This is a genomic window from Methylobacterium mesophilicum SR1.6/6, assembly GCF_000364445.2.
In the GTDB taxonomy this organism is placed as follows: Bacteria; Pseudomonadota; Alphaproteobacteria; order Rhizobiales; family Beijerinckiaceae; genus Methylobacterium; species Methylobacterium mesophilicum_A.
Map to the genome: position 1 here is coordinate 3,489,892 of NZ_CP043538.1, position 20,304 is coordinate 3,510,195.

The following is a 20,304-nucleotide window of genomic DNA, read 5'->3' on the forward strand; positions in this document are numbered from 1 at the left end:
GTGGCGCGACGCTGGACTGGTTCGGGCCGCTCGCGAGAACGGCGACGCCCCGGAATCACCGGGAATAGAGAGGAGCGGCGCGGCGGGGTTTCAGTAGGTCCAGCGTTGCGCCTTGGAGACGAGGAAGTCGCGGAACGCCTGGACCCGGGCGACGGAGCGCATCTCCTCGGCGTAGACGAGGTAGCTCTCCAGGCTCGGCATCTCGGTCTCGCGCAGGACCTGAACGAGCTGCTGGTCTCCATCGACCGCATAGTCGGGCAGAATGCCGATCCCGGCGCCCGCCTCCATGGCCCGCTGCAGCGCGCCGATGTTGTTCACCGTCAGGTGGACGTGGCGCCGCTCCCGGCCATCCCGGCCCGCATCGGCCAGCCAGTGGGCAGCCAGCAGGTAGGACGGCTCGTTGCCGCCGAAGGACACGAGGCGGTGGTCGTCAAGATCCTCGATGGTCTTGGGCTCGCCGAAGCGCTTGACGTAATCCTGGCTGGCGAAGGCGTGATAATGCACGGTGAACAGCCGGCGCTGGATCAGGTCCGGCTGGGCCGGCCGGCGCATGCGGATCGCCACGTCGGCCTCGCGCATGGCGAGGTCAAGCTCCTCGTTGGTGAGGATCAGTTCGATGCGCACGTCCGGATAGAGATCGAGGAACTCGCCCACCCGCTGCGAAAGCCAGGACGTGCCGAGCCCGACGGTCGTCGTGACCTTGAGGTCGCCGGTCGGGCGCTCGGAGGTCTCAACCAACCGGGCCCGGGTATTCTCGAGGCGCAGCTTCATGTCCCGCGCCGCCCGGAATAGCAGATCGCCCTGCTCGGTGAGGAGCAGGCCGCGGGCGTGACGGTGGAACAGCGGGGCCTTCAGCTCGCGCTCGAGGGCGCTGATCTGACGGCTCACGGCGGACTGGCTAAGGCCGATATCGTCGCCGGCCTTCGTGAAGCTGCCCGCCTCGGCGACGTTCAGGAAGATCCGGATCTTATCCCAATCCAAGGCCAGAACCCCTTCCAGCGCGAGCCCGACACCCGCACCCGGGACACGGGCAGGCGGTGCATCGGGCGGATCACCGGGCAAACGGCACGGCGCCGACGCGGGATGACCGCTCGCGGCACCGTGCGGGTATGCAGGTACTGCATCCCGGCACAGTCGGCACCCCTATGCACACGGCGCATGGTCCGGCGCAAGCGCGAGTTGGGAATTTCTTGAAATACCGGTGCACCAGTACCGGTTGTGTCGGGCGCGCCAGCCTCTACTCAGCGGCGGCGGCTTGAACCGGATCCTCGCCGATCTCCAAGTTGGCCAGGAACTTCTCGGCTTCCAGAGCTGCCATGCAGCCCATGCCGGCGGCGGTGATTGCCTGCCGGTAGACGTCGTCGGTCACGTCGCCGGCCGCGAAGACGCCGGGAATCTCGGTCTCAGTGGTGCCGGGCTTGACGGTGAGGTAGCCGCCATGGCGCATGGGCAGCTGCCCCTCGAAGATCGCAGTCGCCGGCTGATGGCCAATCGCCACGAACACGCCGTCTGCCTTCACTTCGCTGATTTCGCCCGAGCGAGGGTCCTTGAGGCGAACGTGGGTGACGTTCGGCGCCGGCTTCTGCACGCCGCAGATCTCGGCGATCTCGCGGTGCCACAGCACTTCGACGTCGGGGTGCTTGAACAGGCGCTCCTGCAGGATCCGCTCGGCGCGGAAGCTGTCGCGGCGGTGGACCACCGTGACCTTGCTGGCGATGTTGGCGAGATACAAAGCCTCCTCGACGGCGGTGTTGCCGCCGCCGACCACGACCACCTCCTTGCCGCGGAAGAAGAATCCGTCGCAGGTCGCGCAGGCCGAGACGCCGCCGCCCTGGAACGCCGCCTCGGAGGGAATGCCAAGCCACTTCGCCTGGGCACCGGTGGCGATGATCAGCGCGTCGCAGGAATAGGTCTCGCCGGAATCGGCCTCAAGACGGAACGGGCGCTGCTTGAGATCGACTTCGGTGATGTACTCGGACACGATGCGGGTGCCGACATGCTCGGCCTGAAGACGCATCTGCTCCATCAGCCACGGGCCCTGGATCGCCTCGGCGAAGCCCGGATAATTTTCCACGTCGGTGGTGATCATCAACTGACCGCCCGGCTGGAATCCGGAGATCAATAGCGGCTCGACCATGGCGCGGGCCGCGTAGATCGCCGCCGTGTAGCCCGCGGGCCCCGAGCCGACGATCACGAGCTTGGCGTGGGTATGGGCCATCTGTCTCGGTCTCCTCAGGCCGGTCCGGCGGCGCGGCGCGCATCATAGGCATCCGCGAGCGCCTGCGCGATCACCGGCGTGGCGTCGATCGGCTTGTACGTCAGATCCACCAACTGACCGGTGAACGGCCGCAGGGCCCCGGCGATCGCCAGTCCGGCGAACATCCGCCGATGCCGGATATAGGTACGCGGCAGGTCGAACAGCAGCACAGGCGCGCCGGTCGCGACCGCCTCGCTGACCATGTTGGCCGAATCGGAAGTCACGACGATCGCCTCGGCGAGCGCCAGCATGGCGACGTAGGGGTTCTCGCCGGTGCCGTCCCAGAGGAAGCCGCCGGTCTCCGCGGCGAGAGCCTTCACGGCGTCGCGGAGGGGGTTGGGCGTCCGGCGAGAGATCGTCACCATGAGCCGGCAGCCCTGATCGACCAGGCCGCGCAGATCCTCGACGAGGCGGATCATGTCGGTCTTGCGGTAGCTCAGATGCCGGCTGTCGCCGCCGACCAGCACCGCCACCCGCGGCCCATCGAGTCGCGCGAGTCGCGGGTCGGGACGGGCCCGGGCTTCGGCGAGGCGGGCCGCCGTGACGAGATGCGGCGCCGTCAGCGTCGTGAACACGTTGGTGCCGCGCAGATCGTCGTAGTCCGGCACCCAGATGAAGTCGGCGCTGTCTTCGCCGGTCCGCGGATCCTTCAGGAACGCCGTGAAGGTCCGGCCGCCGGTGGCGCGCCGGACGGCCCGAAGATAGGGCACGGCCCGGCGACCCGAAGCGATCAGGATGTCCGGATAGGGGCCGGCCAGGGCGCCATCGCGGCGGCGCGGACCCTCGCGCGGGTCGATCGGGCCCCAGGGGGCCATCCAGCCGAAGGGGCCGGACGGGGGCACCTGCCGGATCTCGAAGGCGAGGCCGAGCGTCTCGGCGATGCCGACGCATTGGTTCTCATCGCCCGCCTTGCCGTCGGTGACGATCCAGGTACGGGCGCGAGAGAGTTCGGGAAGGAGTTCGGATCGCGCGTCCGGGCGAGTGCGCGCACCTGTTTTCGCGTCCGTCACGTCGATGCTTGCCATGCGCCTCGCTCAAGAAACCCGCTGCCGTGCCGGACCAGGCAGCCGCGACCGTCCTCTGACGCTCGATCGGCCGATGTTAGGCACGTGAACAGGACGGCCGATCCCAATCCCTTTTCCTCATCCTGAGGTGCCCGCGCCAGCGGGCCTCCAACGCGCTCTCCGAAGGTACCTGCGATTCCTGAAGGGCTCCTTCGAGACCTCGGCTGCGCTCCGGCACCTCGGGATGAGGGTGTTGGGATGGAACCCTCCTTCGGAAGCTTCCCGCGCCGCCGGACCGTCGCGTTTCCTTCGACCTAGAGGATCTCCGGCGGCGACGCACTTCTATTCGCGCGGCAGATCCCGGGCGAGCCACTGTGCGTAGATGTCGGCGATGGCGGCGAGCCGCCGGCCCTCGAACTGCGGATCGTACCACGCGCCCCCGTAGCTCGACGGCGTCGCGGTCATCTGCGGATGGCGTCCGAGCACCTGCCCCTTGGGTCCGACGAGCAGCGCCTCGCCCTCCAGGTAATCGGTCTGGAGATTGCCGCCGAAGCCCCGCACGGCGCCGCCGCCGGCATAGGGCCGCAGCGACAGGCTCGTCACCACGACCACGAGCTGTGGCCCGCGGCCGCCGATCCGACCGGCGAAGCTCTTCCGCAGGGCCTCGGTCAGGTCGCCGGCCAGCGCGTCGGCCTGCAGACCCGCGCCCTTGTCGAGGAGCGGTCGCACGTCGACCCGGACGTCGGAGAAGACCGGCGTCGGGGGGAAGTCGCTCGCCCCCGCGGATCCCGCGGCGACACCGAACAGCAGGCCGGCGAACCGGCCCATGATCCGCAGGCGCATCACTCAGCCGCCGTATTGGACTGCGACGACCTCGTAGGACTTGCCGCCACCCGGCGTGGTGACCTCGACGGTGTCGCCGACGCCCTTTCCGATCAGGGCGCGGGCGATGGGCGAGGTGATGGACACGCGACCTGAGCGTACGTCGGCCTCGGGCTCACCGACGATCTGGTAGGTCTTCTCCTCCTCCGTGTCCTCGTCGACGAGCTTCACGGTGGCGCCGAACTTGATCTTGTTGCCCGAGAGCTTCGTGACGTCGATGATCTCGGCGCGCGCGATCATGCTCTCCAGCTCCATGACGCGGCCCTCGTTGTGGGACTGCGCCTCCTTGGCGGCGTGATACTCGGCGTTCTCCGACAGGTCGCCGAGGGCGCGGGCCTCCGCGATCGCCTGGATGATGCGCTGGCGCTCCACCTGCTGGCGATGCTTCAGCTCCTCTTCGAGGGCTGCGAAGCCGCGCACCGTGATCGGAACCTTGTCTATCGTCATCGTCTCGCGCCACAATGAAGAGGCCCGGCCGAGAGTGCAGCACTCTCCCCGGGCCACGAGATAAAGTCAGCGGGACCCTGAGGTTCAGGCCGCAAAGTATTCCTGCAAGGCACGGACCTTGAGATCGCCTTCTAGATAGGCCTTGATCCCCTCGGCCGCGGCCACCGCGCCGGCTAGAGTGGTGTAATACGGCACCTTATGCAAGAGGGCCGCGCGCCGGAGCGAGCGCGAGTCCGAGAGTGCGCCCGCACCTTCCGTGGTGTTTAGGACGAGGTGGATGCCGCCGTTCTTGATGGCGTCGACCACATGCGGCCGGCCCTCGAGAACCTTGTTGATTTGCTCCGCCGGGACGCCGCTGTCGACCAGGAATCGCTGCGTCCCGCCGGTTGCCAGGATCGTGAAGCCGAGATCGAACAGGAGCTTCATGGTCGGCAGGATGCGGGCCTTGTCGGCGTCCCGCACGGAGACGAATACCGAGCCCGCCTTCGGCACCTGCGTCCCCGAGCCGAGCTGGCTCTTGGCGAAGGCCACGCCGAAGCTCGCGTCGAGCCCGATGACCTCGCCGGTGGAGCGCATCTCCGGACCGAGCAGCACGTCGACGCCAGGGAACCGCGCGAAGGGGAAGACCGCCTCCTTCACGGCGATGTGCGGCAGGGTCTTGGGCTTCAGGCCGAAGGCGGCGAGCGCCTCGCCCGCCATGACCCGCGCGGCGATCTTGGCGATCGGCTCGCCGATGACCTTGGCGACGAACGGCACCGTGCGTGAGGCGCGGGGGTTCACCTCCAGCACGTAGATCGTGCCGTCCTTGATGGCGTACTGCACGTTCATCAGGCCGACGACGTTGAGCGCCAGCGCCATGGCCTTGGTCTGCCGCTCAAGCTCGTCCACGATCTCGGACGAGAGCGAGCGCGGCGGGAGGGAGCAGGCCGAGTCGCCGGAATGGATGCCGGCCTCCTCGATGTGCTCCATGATGCCGGCGATGAACACGTCCTTGCCGTCGCAGACCGCGTCGACGTCGACCTCGACCGCGTCCGACAGGTAGCGGTCGAACAGGAGTGGGTTCTTGCCCAGCACCGTGTTGATCTGGCCGGTCTTGTCGTTGGGGTAGCGGGCTTTCACCTCGGAGGGGATCAGGCTCGGCAGCGTGTCGAGCAGGTAGTCGGCGAACTGCGTCTCGTCGCGGATGATCGCCATGGCGCGGCCACCCAGGACGTAGCTCGGGCGCACCACGAAGGGCAGGCCGAGATCGGCCGCGACGAGCCGGCTCTGCTCCACCGAGTAGGCGATGCCGTTCTTCGGCTGCTTCATCGCGAGCTTGTCGAGGAGCCGCTTGAACTGGTCACGGTCCTCCGCGAGGTCGATCGCGTCCGGCGAGGTGCCGAGGATCGGCACACCGGCGGATTCGAGGGCGCGGGCGAGCTTCAGCGGGGTCTGGCCGCCGAACTGCACGATCACCCCGTGCAGGGTGCCGGCCTGCCGCTCGGTCTCGATGATCTCCAGCACGTCCTCGGCGGTGAGCGGCTCGAAGTAGAGCCGGTCCGACGTGTCGTAGTCGGTCGAGACCGTCTCCGGGTTGCAGTTGACCATGATGGTCTCGTAGCCCGCATCCGACAGCGCGAAACAGGCGTGGCAGCAGCAATAGTCGAACTCGATGCCCTGACCGATCCGGTTCGGGCCGCCGCCGAGGATCACGACCTTCTTGGCGTTCGAGGGCTGGGCCTCGTCCACGACCGCGCCCGCGAAAGGCGCCACGTAGGTCGAGTACATGTAGGCGGTGGGCGACTTGAACTCGGCCGCGCAGGTGTCGATCCGTTTGAACACCGGACGCACCGCGAGCGCCCGGCGCTTGGCCCGCACCTCGGCCTCCTCCAGGCCCGCCAGCACCGCGAGGCGCGCGTCGGAAAAACCCGCCGCCTTGAGCTGGCGGAAGGCGCCGGCCGTGGTCGGCAGGCCGTAGGCCTTCACGCGCTTCTCCAGATCGATGATCGCCTGGAGTTGCTCCAGGAACCACGGGTCGATCTTGCAGGAGGCATAGATCTGCTCGTGGCTGACGCCGAGCCGCAGGGCCTGCGCGACTTTCAGGAGCCGGTCCGGCGTCGGCGTGCCGATCGCCGCCTTGATGGCGTTGTGGTCGTCGCCCTTGCCCAGTCCCTCGATCTCGATGTCGTCGAGGCCGGTCAAGCCAGTCTCGAGGGAGCGCAGGGCCTTCTGCAGCGATTCGGCGAAGCAGCGCCCGATCGCCATGGCCTCGCCCACCGACTTCATGGCGGTGGTCAGCGTCGGCTCGGCGCCCGGGAACTTCTCGAACGCGAACCGCGGGATCTTGGTGACGACGTAGTCGATCGTCGGCTCGAACGAGGCCGGAGTCGCGCCGCCGGTGATGTCGTTGGCGATCTCGTCGAGCGTGTAGCCGACCGCGAGCTTGGCCGCGACCTTGGCGATCGGGAAACCCGTCGCCTTCGAGGCGAGCGCCGAGGAGCGCGAGACGCGCGGGTTCATCTCGATCACGATCATGCGCCCGTTCTCGGGATTGATCGCGAACTGCACGTTCGAGCCGCCGGTCTCGACGCCGATCTCGCGGAGCACCGCGAGGGAGGCGTCGCGCATCACTTGGTATTCCTTGTCGGTGAGCGTCAGCGCGGGGGCGACGGTGATCGAGTCGCCGGTATGGACGCCCATCGGATCGATGTTCTCGATGGAGCAGACGATGATGCAGTTGTCGTTCCGGTCGCGAACGACCTCCATCTCGTACTCTTTCCAGCCGAGCACGCTCTCCTCGATCAGCACCTCGTTGGTCGGCGAGGCGTCGATGCCGCGCTCGACGATGTCGAGGAATTCCTCGCGGTTGTAGGCGATGCCGCCGCCGGTGCCGCCCATCGTGAAGGAGGGCCGGATGATCGCCGGCAGACCGACCTCGGCCAGCGCGATCAGGGCCTGCCCGATGGCGTGCTCGCCGTAACGCTTGCGCCGATCGCTCTCGCCGGCCATCCAGCCCTTCTCGAAAGCCGCAAGGGCAACCCGGCGGGCCTCCGGATCGGCGTTGGCGGACTCGATCCGCGCAACCTCCGCGAGGTATTTCTCGCGGTCGGCTTTCTTAGCCGCCGAGGCGTTGGCCAGCGCCGATTTCGGGGTGTCGAGCCCGATCTTGGTCATGGCGTCGCGGAACAAACTCCGGTCCTCGGCCTTGTCGATCGCCTCCGCGGTGGCGCCGATCATCTGCACGCCGAACTTGGCGAGCACGCCCATCCTCTGCAGCGAGAGCGCGCAGTTCAGCGCAGTCTGCCCGCCCATGGTCGGGAGGATCGCGTCGGGGCGCTCCTTCTCGATGATCTTGGCGACGATCTCGGGCGTGATCGGCTCGACATAGGTCGCGTCCGCCATGTCCGGATCGGTCATGATGGTCGCGGGGTTCGAGTTCACCAGGACGATGCGGTAGCCCTCCTCGCGAAGCGCCTTGCAGGCCTGTGTGCCGGAGTAATCGAATTCGCAGGCCTGTCCGATGATGATCGGACCCGCACCGATGATCAGGATCGAGGAGATGTCGGTGCGCTTGGGCATCGGAGGCCTTCTCAGGCCAAGCGCGCCCGATCGGGCACGGCTGGGTTCAGCCCTGCTCCCGGACGCGCGTGGCGGGATTGTCGTTGAGCCCCGCGTTTACACGGGCCACGGGCGCATTGGAAGGCCGCTGCAACCGCGCAGCCTCGCTGCGCGCGCCGTGCATGGCCGATCTCAGAAGCCCGCGAGAAGGGCGGCGACGGCCCGGTCGATCGAGAGATAGAAAACCCCGAAGGCCACCACGGCGGCCGCCGCGAATTCGACCGCCACGTTCGAGAGCGTCTGTGCGCGGCGCAGGGTCTCGCGGCCGAAATAGAGGGAAACCCAGGCCAGGGCGAGGACCGCGGGAAGGGCGAAGAGATACGACACCGTGCTCTCGACGCGGTCGAGCCCGGCCACCGGATCGATCAGGGCCCGGATGTTGCGCACCCAGGGTGCGTAGAAGGCGGCGGTGAGAGCGGTCAACCAGGACAGGCTCACCGCCACGCCCAGATGGAACGTGAACGTGCGGTGCAGGCGGGAGAAGTCGTCGCGCGCCTCGTCGATGGTCATCCGGCATTCCCCTGCGACGGTGGCGGCGGTGGCGGGGGCGCCGCCGCTCGCGGGTCGTCGTGGGTGTGCATAAGCCAGGCGATCTGGCGGATTTTATGGCCCCGGCAGGGCTCGTTTGGGATCGCGTGATCGACGACGCCCGAGGCGAATCACTCCAGCCTGACCGTTTTGGCGAATGCAGCGCCACGATTTAGGGACGGGACGCACCGAGCGCGAACTTGGCTGTCAGACCTGCTTCGCCGCGGCCGCCGCGCTCGGGCGCGGCAAACGCCGTTTCAGCTGTTCTTCGCCGCCTCCGGCTCGCCGGAGCGCATCAGCGTCACGAAGCGCTCGAAGAGATAGTGGCTGTCGCGGGGACCGGGCGACGCTTCCGGGTGGTGCTGCACCGAGAAGGCTGGACGATCGGTCAGCGTCAGCCCGCAATTCGAGCCGTCGAACAGCGAGACGTGGGTCTCGACCGCCGTGTTCGGCAGGCTGTTCGGATCCACCGCGAATCCGTGGTTCATCGAGACGATCTCGACCTTGCCGGTGGTCTTGTCCTTCACCGGATGATTCGCCCCGTGATGGCCCTGGTTCATCTTCACGGTCCGGCCGCCCAGGGCGAGGCCCATGAGCTGGTGGCCCAAGCAGATGCCGAAGGTCGGCACCTTCTCGTCGAGCAGCTTACGGATTACCGGAACCGCGTAGGCGCCGGTTGCCGCAGGATCGCCGGGGCCGTTCGATAGGAACACGCCGTCCGGCTTCATCGCCAGGATCTCCTCGGCGGGCGTGGTGGCCGGCACCACAGTGACGTCGCAGCCGGCTTGAGCGAGGAGACGCAGGATGTTCCGCTTCACGCCGTAATCGATGGCCACGACCTTGAGGCCCTCGCCGGGGGCGCGCTTGCCGTAGCCGTCGCCCAGCGCCCAGACGGTCTCCGACCATTCGGACGGCGCCCGGCTCGTCACCGGGGGCACGAGGTCCAGTCCCTCCATGGGCGCGAGCGCGGCCGCGCGGGCCTTCAAGGCCTCCCGATCGAATCTGCCTTCGGGATCGTTCGCGATGACCGCGTTCGGCATACCCTGATCGCGGATGCGGGCAGTGAGCGCCCGCGTATCGACGCCGGTGATGCCGACGATGCCGCGGGCCTTCAGCCAGCCGTCGAGGTGCGACGAGGAGCGCCAGTTCGACGGCTTCGTCACCGCGGAGGCGATCACGGTGCCGCGCACGCCCGAGGCCGGCGCCGCCTCCAGGCTCTCCAGATCCTCGTCGTTGGTGCCAACATTGCCGATATGCGGGAATGTGAACGTGACGATTTGGCCGGCATAGGACGGATCGGTCAGGATCTCCTGATAGCCTGTCATCGCTGTGTTGAAGCAGACCTCGCCGTCGGCGATGCCGGTCTGCCCGATTCCGAAGCCCTCGAGAATGGTGCCGTCCGCCAGGACCAGCAGCGCCGTCGCCACGGGCTCGGCCCAGGGCTCGGGGGCCCGAGCCTCGGGAGCGGGCGCGGCGGCGTCTTGCAGCATGGGTCGAGTCTCGCTTATGTCCGGCCGAAGGCGGGCGCCGGCTTGTGGCGCTCTCGGCTTGCAGCATGATCGTGTGTGGCGCTCTTAGCGAGCGGCCCGCGATGGGGTCAATGTGGCCCCGCTTTTCGCCGGGCTCAACACCCGCAAATCGCAGGCCAGCCCCCCGTTTCGACCTTTGGAAGGCTCACCAACATGCTGCGCGCGCGCTTCACGACCGAGATGAAGGAGGCCATGAAGGCCGGCGACAAGGAGCGGCTCGCGACCATCCGGATGATCCAGGCCGCCCTCAAGGACAAGGACATCGAGGCGCGGGGCCTCGGCAAGGAACCCATCTCCGACGAGGAGATCCTGTCGCTGCTTCAGAAGATGATCAAGCAGCGCACCGAATCGGCCGGCGTCTACGATCAGGGTGGACGCCCCGAACTTGCCGCCACCGAGCGGGCCGAGATCGGCATCATCGAAGGCTTCCTTCCGAAGCAGATGGACGAGACCGAGATCAAGGCGGCCGTCGAGGCGGCGATCCTCGAGACCGGCGCCGCCGGCCCGAAGGACATGGGTAAGGTGATCAGCGCCCTGAAGGGCACCTTCGCGGGCCGAATGGATTTCGGCAAGGCGAGCGGGCTGGTGAAGGCCGCGCTGGCGGCCAAGGGCTGACGGGAGCTGAGCCTCTCCCCGCTATCCTCCACCGGATTTCGGGGGCGCGAAGGACTCGCTTACGTGTCACGCGCTATAAGGATGGGTTCACGCAACCCATCCCAGGCCCCGTGCGCTACCCGCCCCATATCTTGGAAGAGATTCGCGCCCGGCTGCCGGCCTCGTCGGTGGTCGGCCGCCGCGTGCAGCTGAAGAAGGCCGGCCGGGAGTGGCGTGGCCTGTCGCCGTTCAACGCCGAGAAGACCCCCTCCTTCTACGTGAATGACCAGAAGCAGTTCTACCACTGCTTCTCGTCCTCCAAGCACGGCGACATCTTCACCTTCCTGATGGAGACGGAGGGCTTGAGCTTTCCCGAGGCGGTCGAGCGGCTGGCGGGGGAAGCCGGCGTCAGCCTCCCCGCGCCCACCGAGGACAACCGCGCCGCCGAGACCAAGCGCGCGGGTGCCATCGAGGTCATGGAGATGGCCGCCCGCTGGTTCGAGGAGCGGCTGCGCTCCGGCCAGGGCAGCGAGGCCCGCACTTATCTCGAGCGAAGGGCGCTTGCGCCGGAGGTCCAGGAAAGATTCCGGCTCGGCTACGCGCCGAACGAGCGCTACGCCCTGCGCGATCATCTGGCCGGACAGGGCGTCGACAAGGCGCTGATGGTCGAGATGGGCCTGCTGGCCGCCGGAGAGGGTGTGTCGGTCCCGTACGACTATTTCCGTGACCGGGTGATGTTTCCGATCACCGATACCCGGGGCCGGGTGGTGGCCTTCGGCGGCCGGGCGCTCGCCAAGGAGGTGCGCGCCAAGTACCTGAACTCCCCGGAGACGCCGCTCTTCCACAAGGGCCGGACGCTCTACAATCTCCACGGCGCCCGGAAGGCCGCGCATGATCGGAGCTCGATCATCGCGGTCGAGGGTTATGTCGACGTGATCGCGATGACGCTCGCGGGCCATCCCGAGACGGTGGCGCCGCTCGGCACCGCGCTGACCGAGGACCAGCTCGGCCTGCTCTGGCGCCATGCCGACGAGCCGATCCTGTGTTTCGACGGTGACAAGGCCGGCCAGAGGGCGGCGTTCCGGGCGCTGGACCTCGCGCTGCCACTCCTCGAACCGGGGCGGTCGCTGCGGATCGCGCTGCTCCCCGGCGGACAGGACCCCGACGACCTGTTGCGCTCGGGCGGACCGGCGGCGATCGATCAGGTGCTCAAGGCCGCGCTGCCCCTCTCCGAGCTGCTATGGCGGCGCGCCGTCGAGGCTGGGCCGGTCGATACGCCTGAGCGGCGGGCCGGATTGACCCAGACCCTGCGCACCACCGTCGCGACGATCCGCGATGAGACCGTGCGGCGCTACTACCGCGACGAGATCGAGGAGCGGCTGCGCGGCCTGTCACCCCGGGGGGCGCGTGCCGCCGGGCCGGCCACCCGCGGACGCACCCGCTTCACCCGTCCCGGCGAGCCGGTCTCGCCCCGTATCACCGGCGGCCCGAGCCCGTCGGTGACCGCCTCCGCGGGCTTCACCGGCGCCGCCGCGGTGCGCGAGGCGGTGATCATCGGCACGCTCCTCGCGCATCCCGAGATGCTCGCGGACTTCGCCGAGGAGATCGCCGAATTCGATTTCGAGGATCCGGACGCGCAGGCGCTGCTGTCGGTCCTGCTCGCCAGCGCGGCCGAGGAGCAACGTACGGACCCGGACGTGTTGCAAAATCGCATCACACGCGCCGGACTCGCTGCGGCGTCCGACCGGATCCTGACCCTGGCCCGCTCGCGCGACCGTACAACCCTGGCTCCGCACGCGGACCCGGCACACCGCGCGGACGCCCTCAGACAGGCGATGATCTTGCACCGGCAGGCAGGCGCGCTACATAGCGAACTTCGCGAAGCACGGCAGGCGTTTGAGAACGATCCGACCGATGCCGGGTGGGCATGGCTCTGCGAGGTGAAGGCGAGGCTGGAAACCGTCATCGCCGCCGAGGCTGAGGCCGACGTGCCGGTGTCGAACGACTCGACGGCCGCGTGATGGCTGTGCCATGGCGGTGGCGGAGGGGGAACGCCCCGCCATAGTTAATAATCGGTCAAGCCTCAGGCTTGCATACGGAAACCGACGACTCAACGCGACCGGAGCGATCCGGCGCGGTTCTCAGAAAGCGGCGTCGCAGGCTTGGACCGGCCTCACCACGGCCTCCGCCGCGCGCCGCGTGCGAAACAATAGGCTGATCATGGCAACGAAGGCAACGGAACGGGACGAGACGGACGCTGCCCCCGAGCAGCCGACCGACGGGCCGCTCCTCGACCTGACGGATGCTTCGGTCAAGCGGATGGTCAAGCTCGCCAAGAAGCGCGGCTACGTGACCTACGAGGAGGTGAACGAGGTTCTGCCCGAGGGCCAGTCCGACCCGGACCAGCTCGAGGACGTGCTCTCCCAGCTCTCCGAGATGGGCATCAACGTCGTCGAGGCCGAGGAGACCGACGAGGCCGCTGGCGAGAAATCCGCCGATGGCGAGGAGGAGGAGGCCGAGGGCGGCGAGGTCGCCGAGGTCGCGCCGGCGCGCGCGGTCGCGGTCGCTACCACAACCAAGGAGCCCACGGATCGCACCGACGACCCGGTGCGCATGTACCTGCGCGAGATGGGCTCCGTGGAGCTTCTGTCCCGCGAGGGCGAGATCGCCATCGCCAAGCGCATCGAGGCCGGCCGCGAGGCGATGATCGCGGGTCTCTGCGAGAGCCCGCTGACCTTCCAGGCGATCATCATCTGGCGCGACGAGTTGGTGGAGGGGAAGGTCCTTCTGCGCGACATCATCGATCTGGAGGCGACCTACGCCGGGCCGGACGGGAAGAACGCGCCGCAGATCGCCGAGGGCGAGGAATCGGAGGATGGCGAGCCGCCGGCGCCCCCGGAGGGCGGCGACGACGAGGACGACCTCGAGAACAACGTGTCGCTCGCCGCCATGGAGGCCGAGATCAAGCCGCGGGTCCTGGAGACCTTCGACGCGATCGCGGCGAACTACCGCAAGCTGCGCAAGTTCCAGACGGAAGGCACCGAGCGCAAGGCCGCTGGCGAGCAGAACACGCCCGCCCAGAACCAGAAGCAGGTCGAGCTCAAGGACATCGTCGTCGCCGACGTGAAGTCCCTGTCGCTCAACAACAACCGCATCGAGGCTCTGGTCGGGCAGCTCTACTCGATCAACAAGCAGCTCATCGGCCATGAGGGCCGGCTGATGCGCTACGCCGAGAGCCACGGGGTCGCCCGCGACGAGTTCCTGCGCCACTACCAGGGCTACGAGCTCGATCCGAACTGGATGGAGCGCGTCGGCACGCTCGGCGGCAAGGGCTGGAAGAACCTGGTCGAGCGCGGCTCGAAGCAGGTAGCGGAGCTGCGCGCGCAGATTCTCGATCTCGCCTCCGAGACGGGCCTCGAGATCGGCGAGTACCGCCGGATCGTCAACATGGTCCAGAAGGGCGAGCGCGAGGCCCGGCAGGCCAAGAAGGAGATGATCGAGGCGAACCTGCGCCTCGTGATCTCGATCGCCAAGAAGTACACGAACCGCGGCCTGCAGTTCCTGGACCTGATCCAGGAGGGCAACATCGGCCTGATGAAGGCGGTGGACAAGTTCGAGTACCGCCGCGGCTACAAGTTCTCGACCTACGCCACGTGGTGGATCCGGCAGGCCATTACCCGCTCGATCGCCGATCAGGCCCGCACCATCCGCATTCCGGTGCACATGATCGAGACGATCAACAAGATCGTCCGCACCTCGCGCCAGATGCTGCATGAGATCGGCCGCGAGCCGACCCCGGAGGAGCTGGCCGAGAAGCTGGCCATGCCGCTGGAGAAGGTCCGTAAGGTCCTGAAGATCGCCAAGGAGCCGATCTCCCTCGAGACGCCGATCGGCGACGAGGAGGACAGCCATCTCGGCGACTTCATCGAGGACAAGAATGTGGTCCTGCCGATCGACGCGGCGATCCAGTCGAACCTGCGCGAGACGACCACGCGGGTGCTCGCCTCGCTCACGCCGCGCGAGGAGCGCGTGCTGCGCATGCGCTTCGGCATCGGCATGAACACCGACCACACCCTCGAGGAGGTCGGCCAGCAGTTCTCGGTGACCCGCGAGCGCATCCGCCAGATCGAGGCGAAGGCCCTGCGCAAGCTGAAGCACCCGTCGCGCAGCCGGAAGCTCCGGAGCTTCCTGGACAACTGAGCCCACGCCGCGGCGGCCGTCGCGGCGCTTTTCTCGTCGACCGCGTTGCCAAGGTGTTTCGCGGCATCCAGTCTGGCGCCATGCTCGAACGCCGCCCGCCAAACACCGGAGCGCCGACGGCCTTCGCGGACGGCTCCGAAGCCGACGACGTCCCCTTCGGCGCCCTCCAGCCTTCCGTGGGCATCCGCGACTGGCTGCTCGGGGAAGGCGCGCGGATGCCGAACGCCGAAGAGATGCTCGCCGGACTCGCCGAGCGGCTGATTGCCATCGGGGTGCCGGTGGACCGGGCTTCCACGGCGATCGACACCCTGCACTCGGAATATGCCGGCGTCGGCCGCATCTGGACGCGGGACGGCGGCACCACCGTCCGGCTGTTCCCGCACGGCGCCCGCTCGACCGACGCCTACCTCAACTCTCCCTTCCACACGGTCCACGAGACCGGGGAGTGGCTGATCCTCGATTTGTCCGAGACACCGGACGATGCCTACGCGATCGTCCCGGACCTGAAGGCCGGCGGCTACACCCACTACGTCGTGGCGCCGCTGTTCTTCACCAACGGCACCAAGAACGGCATCACCTTCGCCACCCGCGCACCGGAGGGATTCGGCGAGGACGACATCGCGATCCTGCGCTTCGTCATGCCGGCGCTCGCCGCGGTCGCTGAGATGCGCGTGCTCAACAAGCAGCTCGACCATGTGCTGCGGCTCTACGTCGGCGACGAACCGCACCGGGCGATCCTTGCGGGCGATATCCGCCGCGGGCAGGTGACGCGGATCCGTTCGGCAATCCTGTTCGCCGACATGCGCGATTACACCCGCACCTCCGCCGACATGACGCCCGAGGAGGTGGTTGGCCTGCTGAACGTGTTCTTCGACTGCCTCGTGCCGCCGATCGAGCGCGAGGGCGGCGAGGTGCTGAAGTATCTCGGCGATGGCCTGCTGGCGATCTTCCGCGAGTCCGGCGACGATCTCGGCGGCGCCGCCAAGGGGGCGCTGACGGCGGCGCAGCACGCCTTGGCGGCTCTCGATGAGGCGAACGCGCTGCACCAGTTTCCCGTGCCGGTGGCCGCCGGTATTGCGCTTCACCACGGTGAGGCCGCTTATGGGAATGTCGGATCGGGTTCGCGCCTCGACTTCACCGTCATCGGCCGGGACGTGAACCTCGCGAGCCGCCTCGCGCAGATGAATCGGATCCTGGGCGAGCCGCTGCTGATGTCGAAGCCGTTCGTGGATTTCTTGTGGGGCGATCCGATTCCCCTCGGCGAGCATCAGCTCGACGGCTTCCGGGAGCCGATGGCGGTATTCCGACCGAAGTTTCTGCGGCCGCGCAAGGCGAGCTGAACGCGCGCCCCGGGCGCGCTCGCCGAACAGAGTCGATGACTGGCGCCGCGAATCCCGATGTGGACGCTTCGGACCGCGCTAAGCTCGCCACTGAGGATCGTATTGCGAACTGTAGGGCAGTGGCCGGCAGCCCCATATGGGTTCCACAATCTGGGTGAGCGCCTGGCGCGCCAGCGCGCGAACGCGCGCACGCACCTCGTCGGGTATGTTCGACTGCACCAGTATCTCGGTGCAATTATACAGGCAGACGGCAGACTGCCCTAAGTGGAACGCATTGAGGGCAAGTTCCTCCCGCAGGCCATAGGCATAGACCCAAGGGTGCAAACTGAGGCCTTTGCTCGGCAGGTCCAGGCCAACGCCCCCCTCCGCGTAGCGATAGCTTGCGGCGTGGTTTCCTTTGCGCCGGCAATATCGGCTGGCTCCGAGCCATGCCTCCGCACGCTCCGGCCTGATGGCGATCATCCTCTCATAAAGCATCAAGATCGCAGCCGCCGGTTCGTCCAGGCGCTCCATCGCATCGGCAGCCGACAGCAGCGCGAGGAAAACTTCTTCATCCCAAAAACCTTGATCTGCACGCTTCAAATACAAATCGATAGCCTTGCAATATTCGGACGTTTCAAAATAGCCGTTTGCGAGGTAAAAATTGTAGCGCGCGATCATGAATGGGTAATTACCCACGCGTTTGATGGCAGGGTTCAAGCGCCGATGGTTTTGAGGATGGCGTCGAAGGAACTGCTGCCTGTGAGGCGCGCGGTGTCGACGACGGTGCGGATGGCGGCCTCGCCCTCGGCCGAAGGCGTCGTCGAACACGTCGCGCCAACTGTCGATCATGGTCTTGAGCAGGCCGTACTCGTCGAGCCCGGCCTTGGGCGAGCCGCCGGCCGCGCGGCTGGCGAAGTGCAGCCAGTTCGCACCGTGCCGGCCCTTCATGCGGCTCTCTACAAAAGGCGTCAGGCCGCGGCGCAGGTGATAGAGGCCGGCCTGGACTCGCTGCAGCGTTTCCTTCTCGGTCGACATCAGGCCGCCCCCCCGAACGCGAAGGCGGATTGGCTCGGGCCGGGGGTCGGGCCGGCGGTCGCCAGCGACGACGCCCGGTCCTCCAGCTTGGTCCACTCCTGCGCCAGCTCATTGTAGACCAGCGCCTCGGCGGCCCAGCTCTTCTGGGTGGCGATCTCGAACAGGCGGTAAGCGAGGGCGCGAGCCTCCTCCGCCTTCGGGCCCATCTGGGCCACCAAAGCCGCCGCCGCCTCGCCGCCGCCGTCCGGGGCGTTCAGCACGCGAGCGGTGTGCTGAACGCATTCCCAGACTGTCAGAGTCTTGTCGCTAGCGGGCGACCAATTAGTTGGCAACGCGTCCCGTGGTGTTAGGCGGGTCTTGCCGCGCAAGTCGTCGAATACGCCGGAGGCGAAAAGCGCACGATCGGATGTGTTTTTGGCGGTCGTGAGCGTGATCAGTTCGCCCGAGGCGCGCGGCTCGAAGCCGTAGGTCGCGAACCAGGCAAGCGCCACTTGCGTCGCGGAGTCGAAGGCCTGATCGAGTTCATTCTCAATCTCCTCCCAGACTCGGTTGATCAGTGCCAGAGCGGTCTTCACGCTCATGGCGCTGTCGTCGTCCTCCAGCACCTTAGCTTGGCGTGAGAACACGCCCATGCCAGGGCCGATTACTGATTGCTGCATGTCGACCGGCCCGACTCCGGCCTTCCGGATTGCATCGATCGCGGCCGGCATCTCGCGCTTCAGCGCCCGGATGAAATCAGCACGAGTGATGATCTCCGCGTCGGCAGCGCGTTTGCGACAAACGAGAACAATCGATGAAGCGAGGACGTTGGTCCCCACGCTGATCGTACGTGCGCCTCGCTCCGTGCGAACCGGCCACGTGCCGTCAATTGTTAGATCAGCCTTGACTATGGCCTGCAGAAACGAGGCCCAGCCCGCCGACGTTATGCCATCTTGTGCAGCTTCTGACTGCTTAAAAGCATAGTAAACGGCTATGGGTTCGTCCTGTGTCGCAGCATTCTGTATGGCGGTTAGCGCTTCTGCCATACCCGCCATAAAAAACGCTTCCGCCTTCTCGCGATTTCCATGTCTGTATGGCGTCGCGACAAGTTCGCTATCTTTCGGGACTGAAAGACGCCTATATAGCTCTGGCCAGATCTTTGAGAGCATTTCTCGATGCCAAACATAAAAATAGTCTGACAAATCTGCATAGCCGATGTTGTCGTAGTAAGGCGGGTCGGTAGATATGATCGCCGGTCGGATCGGAAAATTGTTAGTCTGAGCGGTCACTTGCTGAATGACGCCAAGACCTGACGCTGATGCAGCTGCTAACGCACTGCTCGTCCATTCAACATTATTGTTAAAATTTCCGGTCGATGCGCTGAACGGATTGCATTCCGTAAAGTCCCAAACCATTGGAATGGCTTGTCGAGCGAATGTATTTCTTATGAATTCTCCGGTCGATGCCCATGAAGTCACTGTGCTCCACGCGTCAGTACATCTGCCAACGATTAGGGCTAAGTAAGTTGCGATTGCGTCTGCGTAGGCCCTGGCGCCCACGCCGTCACCTGATAACGTCTCTCCCTCCTCGACGCCTGACAATTTCGCAGCCATCAGCGCCTCGTTGTGGACGTCATCAACCAGATCAGCAAATGTCGATAGCGCGACAAGTTGACGGTCTGAGAATGCATCTCGCCATCTCGGCATACCGTACATCGGTAGGCGATCAACGTCGTGACTCGGCGTCGTGACCAAGCCCTCCGGCCCCCACGAGGGTTCAGCCTGAATGGCTGCATCCATATGTTCATCGTTGGGCGAAAGATACGTGCGACCACGGGCACCCTCCGCGACTATAGCCATGAGACGTGGCTTGAGACCCGACGAGCATGCTTCTTGTCTGATAAATGCAAACGGAATTGAACTACCGGTCAGAGAGCAAATAAAGCCCGTTCTCCCACCCCTCGTGCCTTCCTTCAGCTTCGCCTCATCCACCTTAGAAAGCGGTCCCTTCCTCATCTCGAACCGCCACCCATCCTGCGCGTCCGGATCGATCACCAGCTCGACCCAGGCCTTCTTGCCCTCCTTGGTCGAGAGCATGAAAGACGAGACCAGCGGCACCATGGCGCCTTTGGCGGCCGGGTCGGGGGAGCGGACAGTGCGCGCCCATAGCCAGGCGATGACCGTTGCCTGCGAGCCATCCGGCAGCGTCACCTTCGGGTAGAGATGCCCGATGCGGCGCTCTGCCTCGTCGCGCATCCACTGGCCGTAATAGCGCACGTCCTCCGCGAGGCCCTGTGGGCCCTTCCAGGCTCGGAGCTGTCCATTGGCCGCCTCCGCGCGTGCTTTCGGGTTCACCGGCGGCCGACCGGCGAATTTCGGCGGAATCTCCACTAGCGCCTTGCCGATCAGTACTGCTACCGGGTTCAAGTCCGAGCCGTAGGCCCGTAGTCCTAGCCGCTGCGCCTCCAGCGGGATCGAGCCGCCGCCGGAGAACGGATCGTAGACCGGCGGCGCCTTGGTTTGCAGGTACTCAAGGATGGCTGCACCCTCACCCGGCGCTGGCGGCTCCTCGCCGAGCCCCCAGGCGACCGAGCGCGCGATCTCCCACCGGGCTTCATTCAGGATGCGCTCGTCATTTGAGGCCTCCCAGGGCACCAACCGTTCGATGACCTTGTGCAGGCGTTTGCGCTCGGTCTCCTGCGCCTCCGCGCCCGGAAAGCGCTCCGGCCAGGACGAGGGGTCGTCGACCAGCTGCGCGAACAGCACCGCCCGGCACGCTGCTAGCGGCCGTCGTGCCCACCACAGGTGCAGGGTTGAGGGATGCCCGTGCCGGATCGACTTCTCTCGCGCGGAGGCGGCGTTAATCGCCTCCAGCGGGATCGAGACTTCAATAAGCTTCTTGCGGACGACACTCATGTAGCTGACAGCTTC

General features: G+C 66.7%; 14 protein-coding genes. 4 read left to right on the plus strand and 10 right to left on the minus strand.

What is annotated here, in order from left to right; translation table 11 throughout:
• Positions 1 to 90 precede the first annotated feature (90 nt).
• The 8 genes from MMSR116_RS16645 to carA all read right to left on the minus strand — a co-directional run bounded on the left by MMSR116_RS16645 (position 91) and on the right by carA (position 10,205).
• Positions 91 to 981, minus strand: coding sequence for a LysR family transcriptional regulator (locus tag MMSR116_RS16645; RefSeq protein WP_010681976.1), 891 nt, complete (start codon positions 979 to 981; stop codon positions 91 to 93).
• A gap of 256 nt (positions 982 to 1,237) precedes the next feature.
• Positions 1,238 to 2,218, minus strand: a complete 981-nt coding sequence (trxB, locus tag MMSR116_RS16650) for a thioredoxin-disulfide reductase (protein WP_010681975.1) — start codon at positions 2,216 to 2,218, stop codon at positions 1,238 to 1,240.
• A gap of 14 nt (positions 2,219 to 2,232) precedes the next feature.
• Positions 2,233 to 3,282, minus strand: a complete 1,050-nt coding sequence (locus MMSR116_RS16655) for a mitochondrial fission ELM1 family protein (protein WP_010681974.1) — start codon at positions 3,280 to 3,282, stop codon at positions 2,233 to 2,235.
• A 321-nt stretch (positions 3,283 to 3,603) separates the two neighbouring features.
• Entirely contained in the window at positions 3,604 to 4,104 is a 501-nt protein-coding gene (locus MMSR116_RS16660; RefSeq protein ID WP_010681973.1) for a hypothetical protein, read from the minus strand.
• Between the two features lie 3 nt (positions 4,105 to 4,107).
• A complete protein-coding gene (greA, locus tag MMSR116_RS16665) occupies positions 4,108 to 4,584 on the minus strand; it encodes a transcription elongation factor GreA (RefSeq protein ID WP_170861838.1) in 477 nt (158 codons plus the stop codon).
• Positions 4,585 to 4,674: 90 nt separating this feature from the next.
• Positions 4,675 to 8,148, minus strand: coding sequence for a carbamoyl-phosphate synthase large subunit (carB, locus tag MMSR116_RS16670; protein ID WP_010681971.1), 3,474 nt, complete (start codon positions 8,146 to 8,148; stop codon positions 4,675 to 4,677).
• A gap of 171 nt (positions 8,149 to 8,319) precedes the next feature.
• Positions 8,320 to 8,697, minus strand: a complete 378-nt coding sequence (locus MMSR116_RS16675; protein WP_010681970.1) for a hypothetical protein — start codon at positions 8,695 to 8,697, stop codon at positions 8,320 to 8,322.
• Positions 8,698 to 8,972: 275 nt separating this feature from the next.
• On the minus strand, positions 8,973 to 10,205 hold the full coding sequence (gene carA / locus MMSR116_RS16680) for a glutamine-hydrolyzing carbamoyl-phosphate synthase small subunit (protein WP_010681969.1): 1,233 nt from the start codon (positions 10,203 to 10,205) through the stop codon (positions 8,973 to 8,975).
• A 192-nt stretch (positions 10,206 to 10,397) separates the two neighbouring features.
• Between carA and MMSR116_RS16685 the strand changes: the two genes are divergently transcribed.
• From MMSR116_RS16685 to MMSR116_RS16700, 4 genes are all read left to right on the plus strand, one after another.
• Positions 10,398 to 10,859, plus strand: coding sequence for a GatB/YqeY domain-containing protein (locus MMSR116_RS16685; RefSeq protein ID WP_010681968.1), 462 nt, complete (start codon positions 10,398 to 10,400; stop codon positions 10,857 to 10,859).
• Between the two features lie 110 nt (positions 10,860 to 10,969).
• Positions 10,970 to 12,859, plus strand: coding sequence for a DNA primase (gene dnaG / locus MMSR116_RS16690; protein ID WP_010681967.1), 1,890 nt, complete (start codon positions 10,970 to 10,972; stop codon positions 12,857 to 12,859).
• Between the two features lie 199 nt (positions 12,860 to 13,058).
• Positions 13,059 to 15,038 (plus strand): RNA polymerase sigma factor RpoD, encoded by a 1,980-nt coding sequence (rpoD, locus tag MMSR116_RS16695; protein WP_010681966.1) that lies wholly within the window; start codon positions 13,059 to 13,061, stop codon positions 15,036 to 15,038.
• A gap of 80 nt (positions 15,039 to 15,118) precedes the next feature.
• On the plus strand, positions 15,119 to 16,378 hold the full coding sequence (locus MMSR116_RS16700; protein ID WP_010681965.1) for an adenylate/guanylate cyclase domain-containing protein: 1,260 nt from the start codon (positions 15,119 to 15,121) through the stop codon (positions 16,376 to 16,378).
• A gap of 78 nt (positions 16,379 to 16,456) precedes the next feature.
• On the opposite strand, the gene MMSR116_RS16705 is transcribed toward MMSR116_RS16700, so the two are convergent.
• Together MMSR116_RS16705 and MMSR116_RS16710 are read right to left on the minus strand one after the other, a co-directional pair.
• On the minus strand, positions 16,457 to 17,395 hold the full coding sequence (locus MMSR116_RS16705; RefSeq protein ID WP_158168894.1) for a hypothetical protein: 939 nt from the start codon (positions 17,393 to 17,395) through the stop codon (positions 16,457 to 16,459).
• Entirely contained in the window at positions 17,395 to 20,289 is a 2,895-nt protein-coding gene (locus MMSR116_RS16710; protein ID WP_010686700.1) for a DUF1156 domain-containing protein, read from the minus strand. The genes MMSR116_RS16705 and MMSR116_RS16710 overlap by 1 nt, the downstream gene beginning before the upstream one ends.
• Between the last annotated feature and the right edge of the window lie 15 nt (positions 20,290 to 20,304).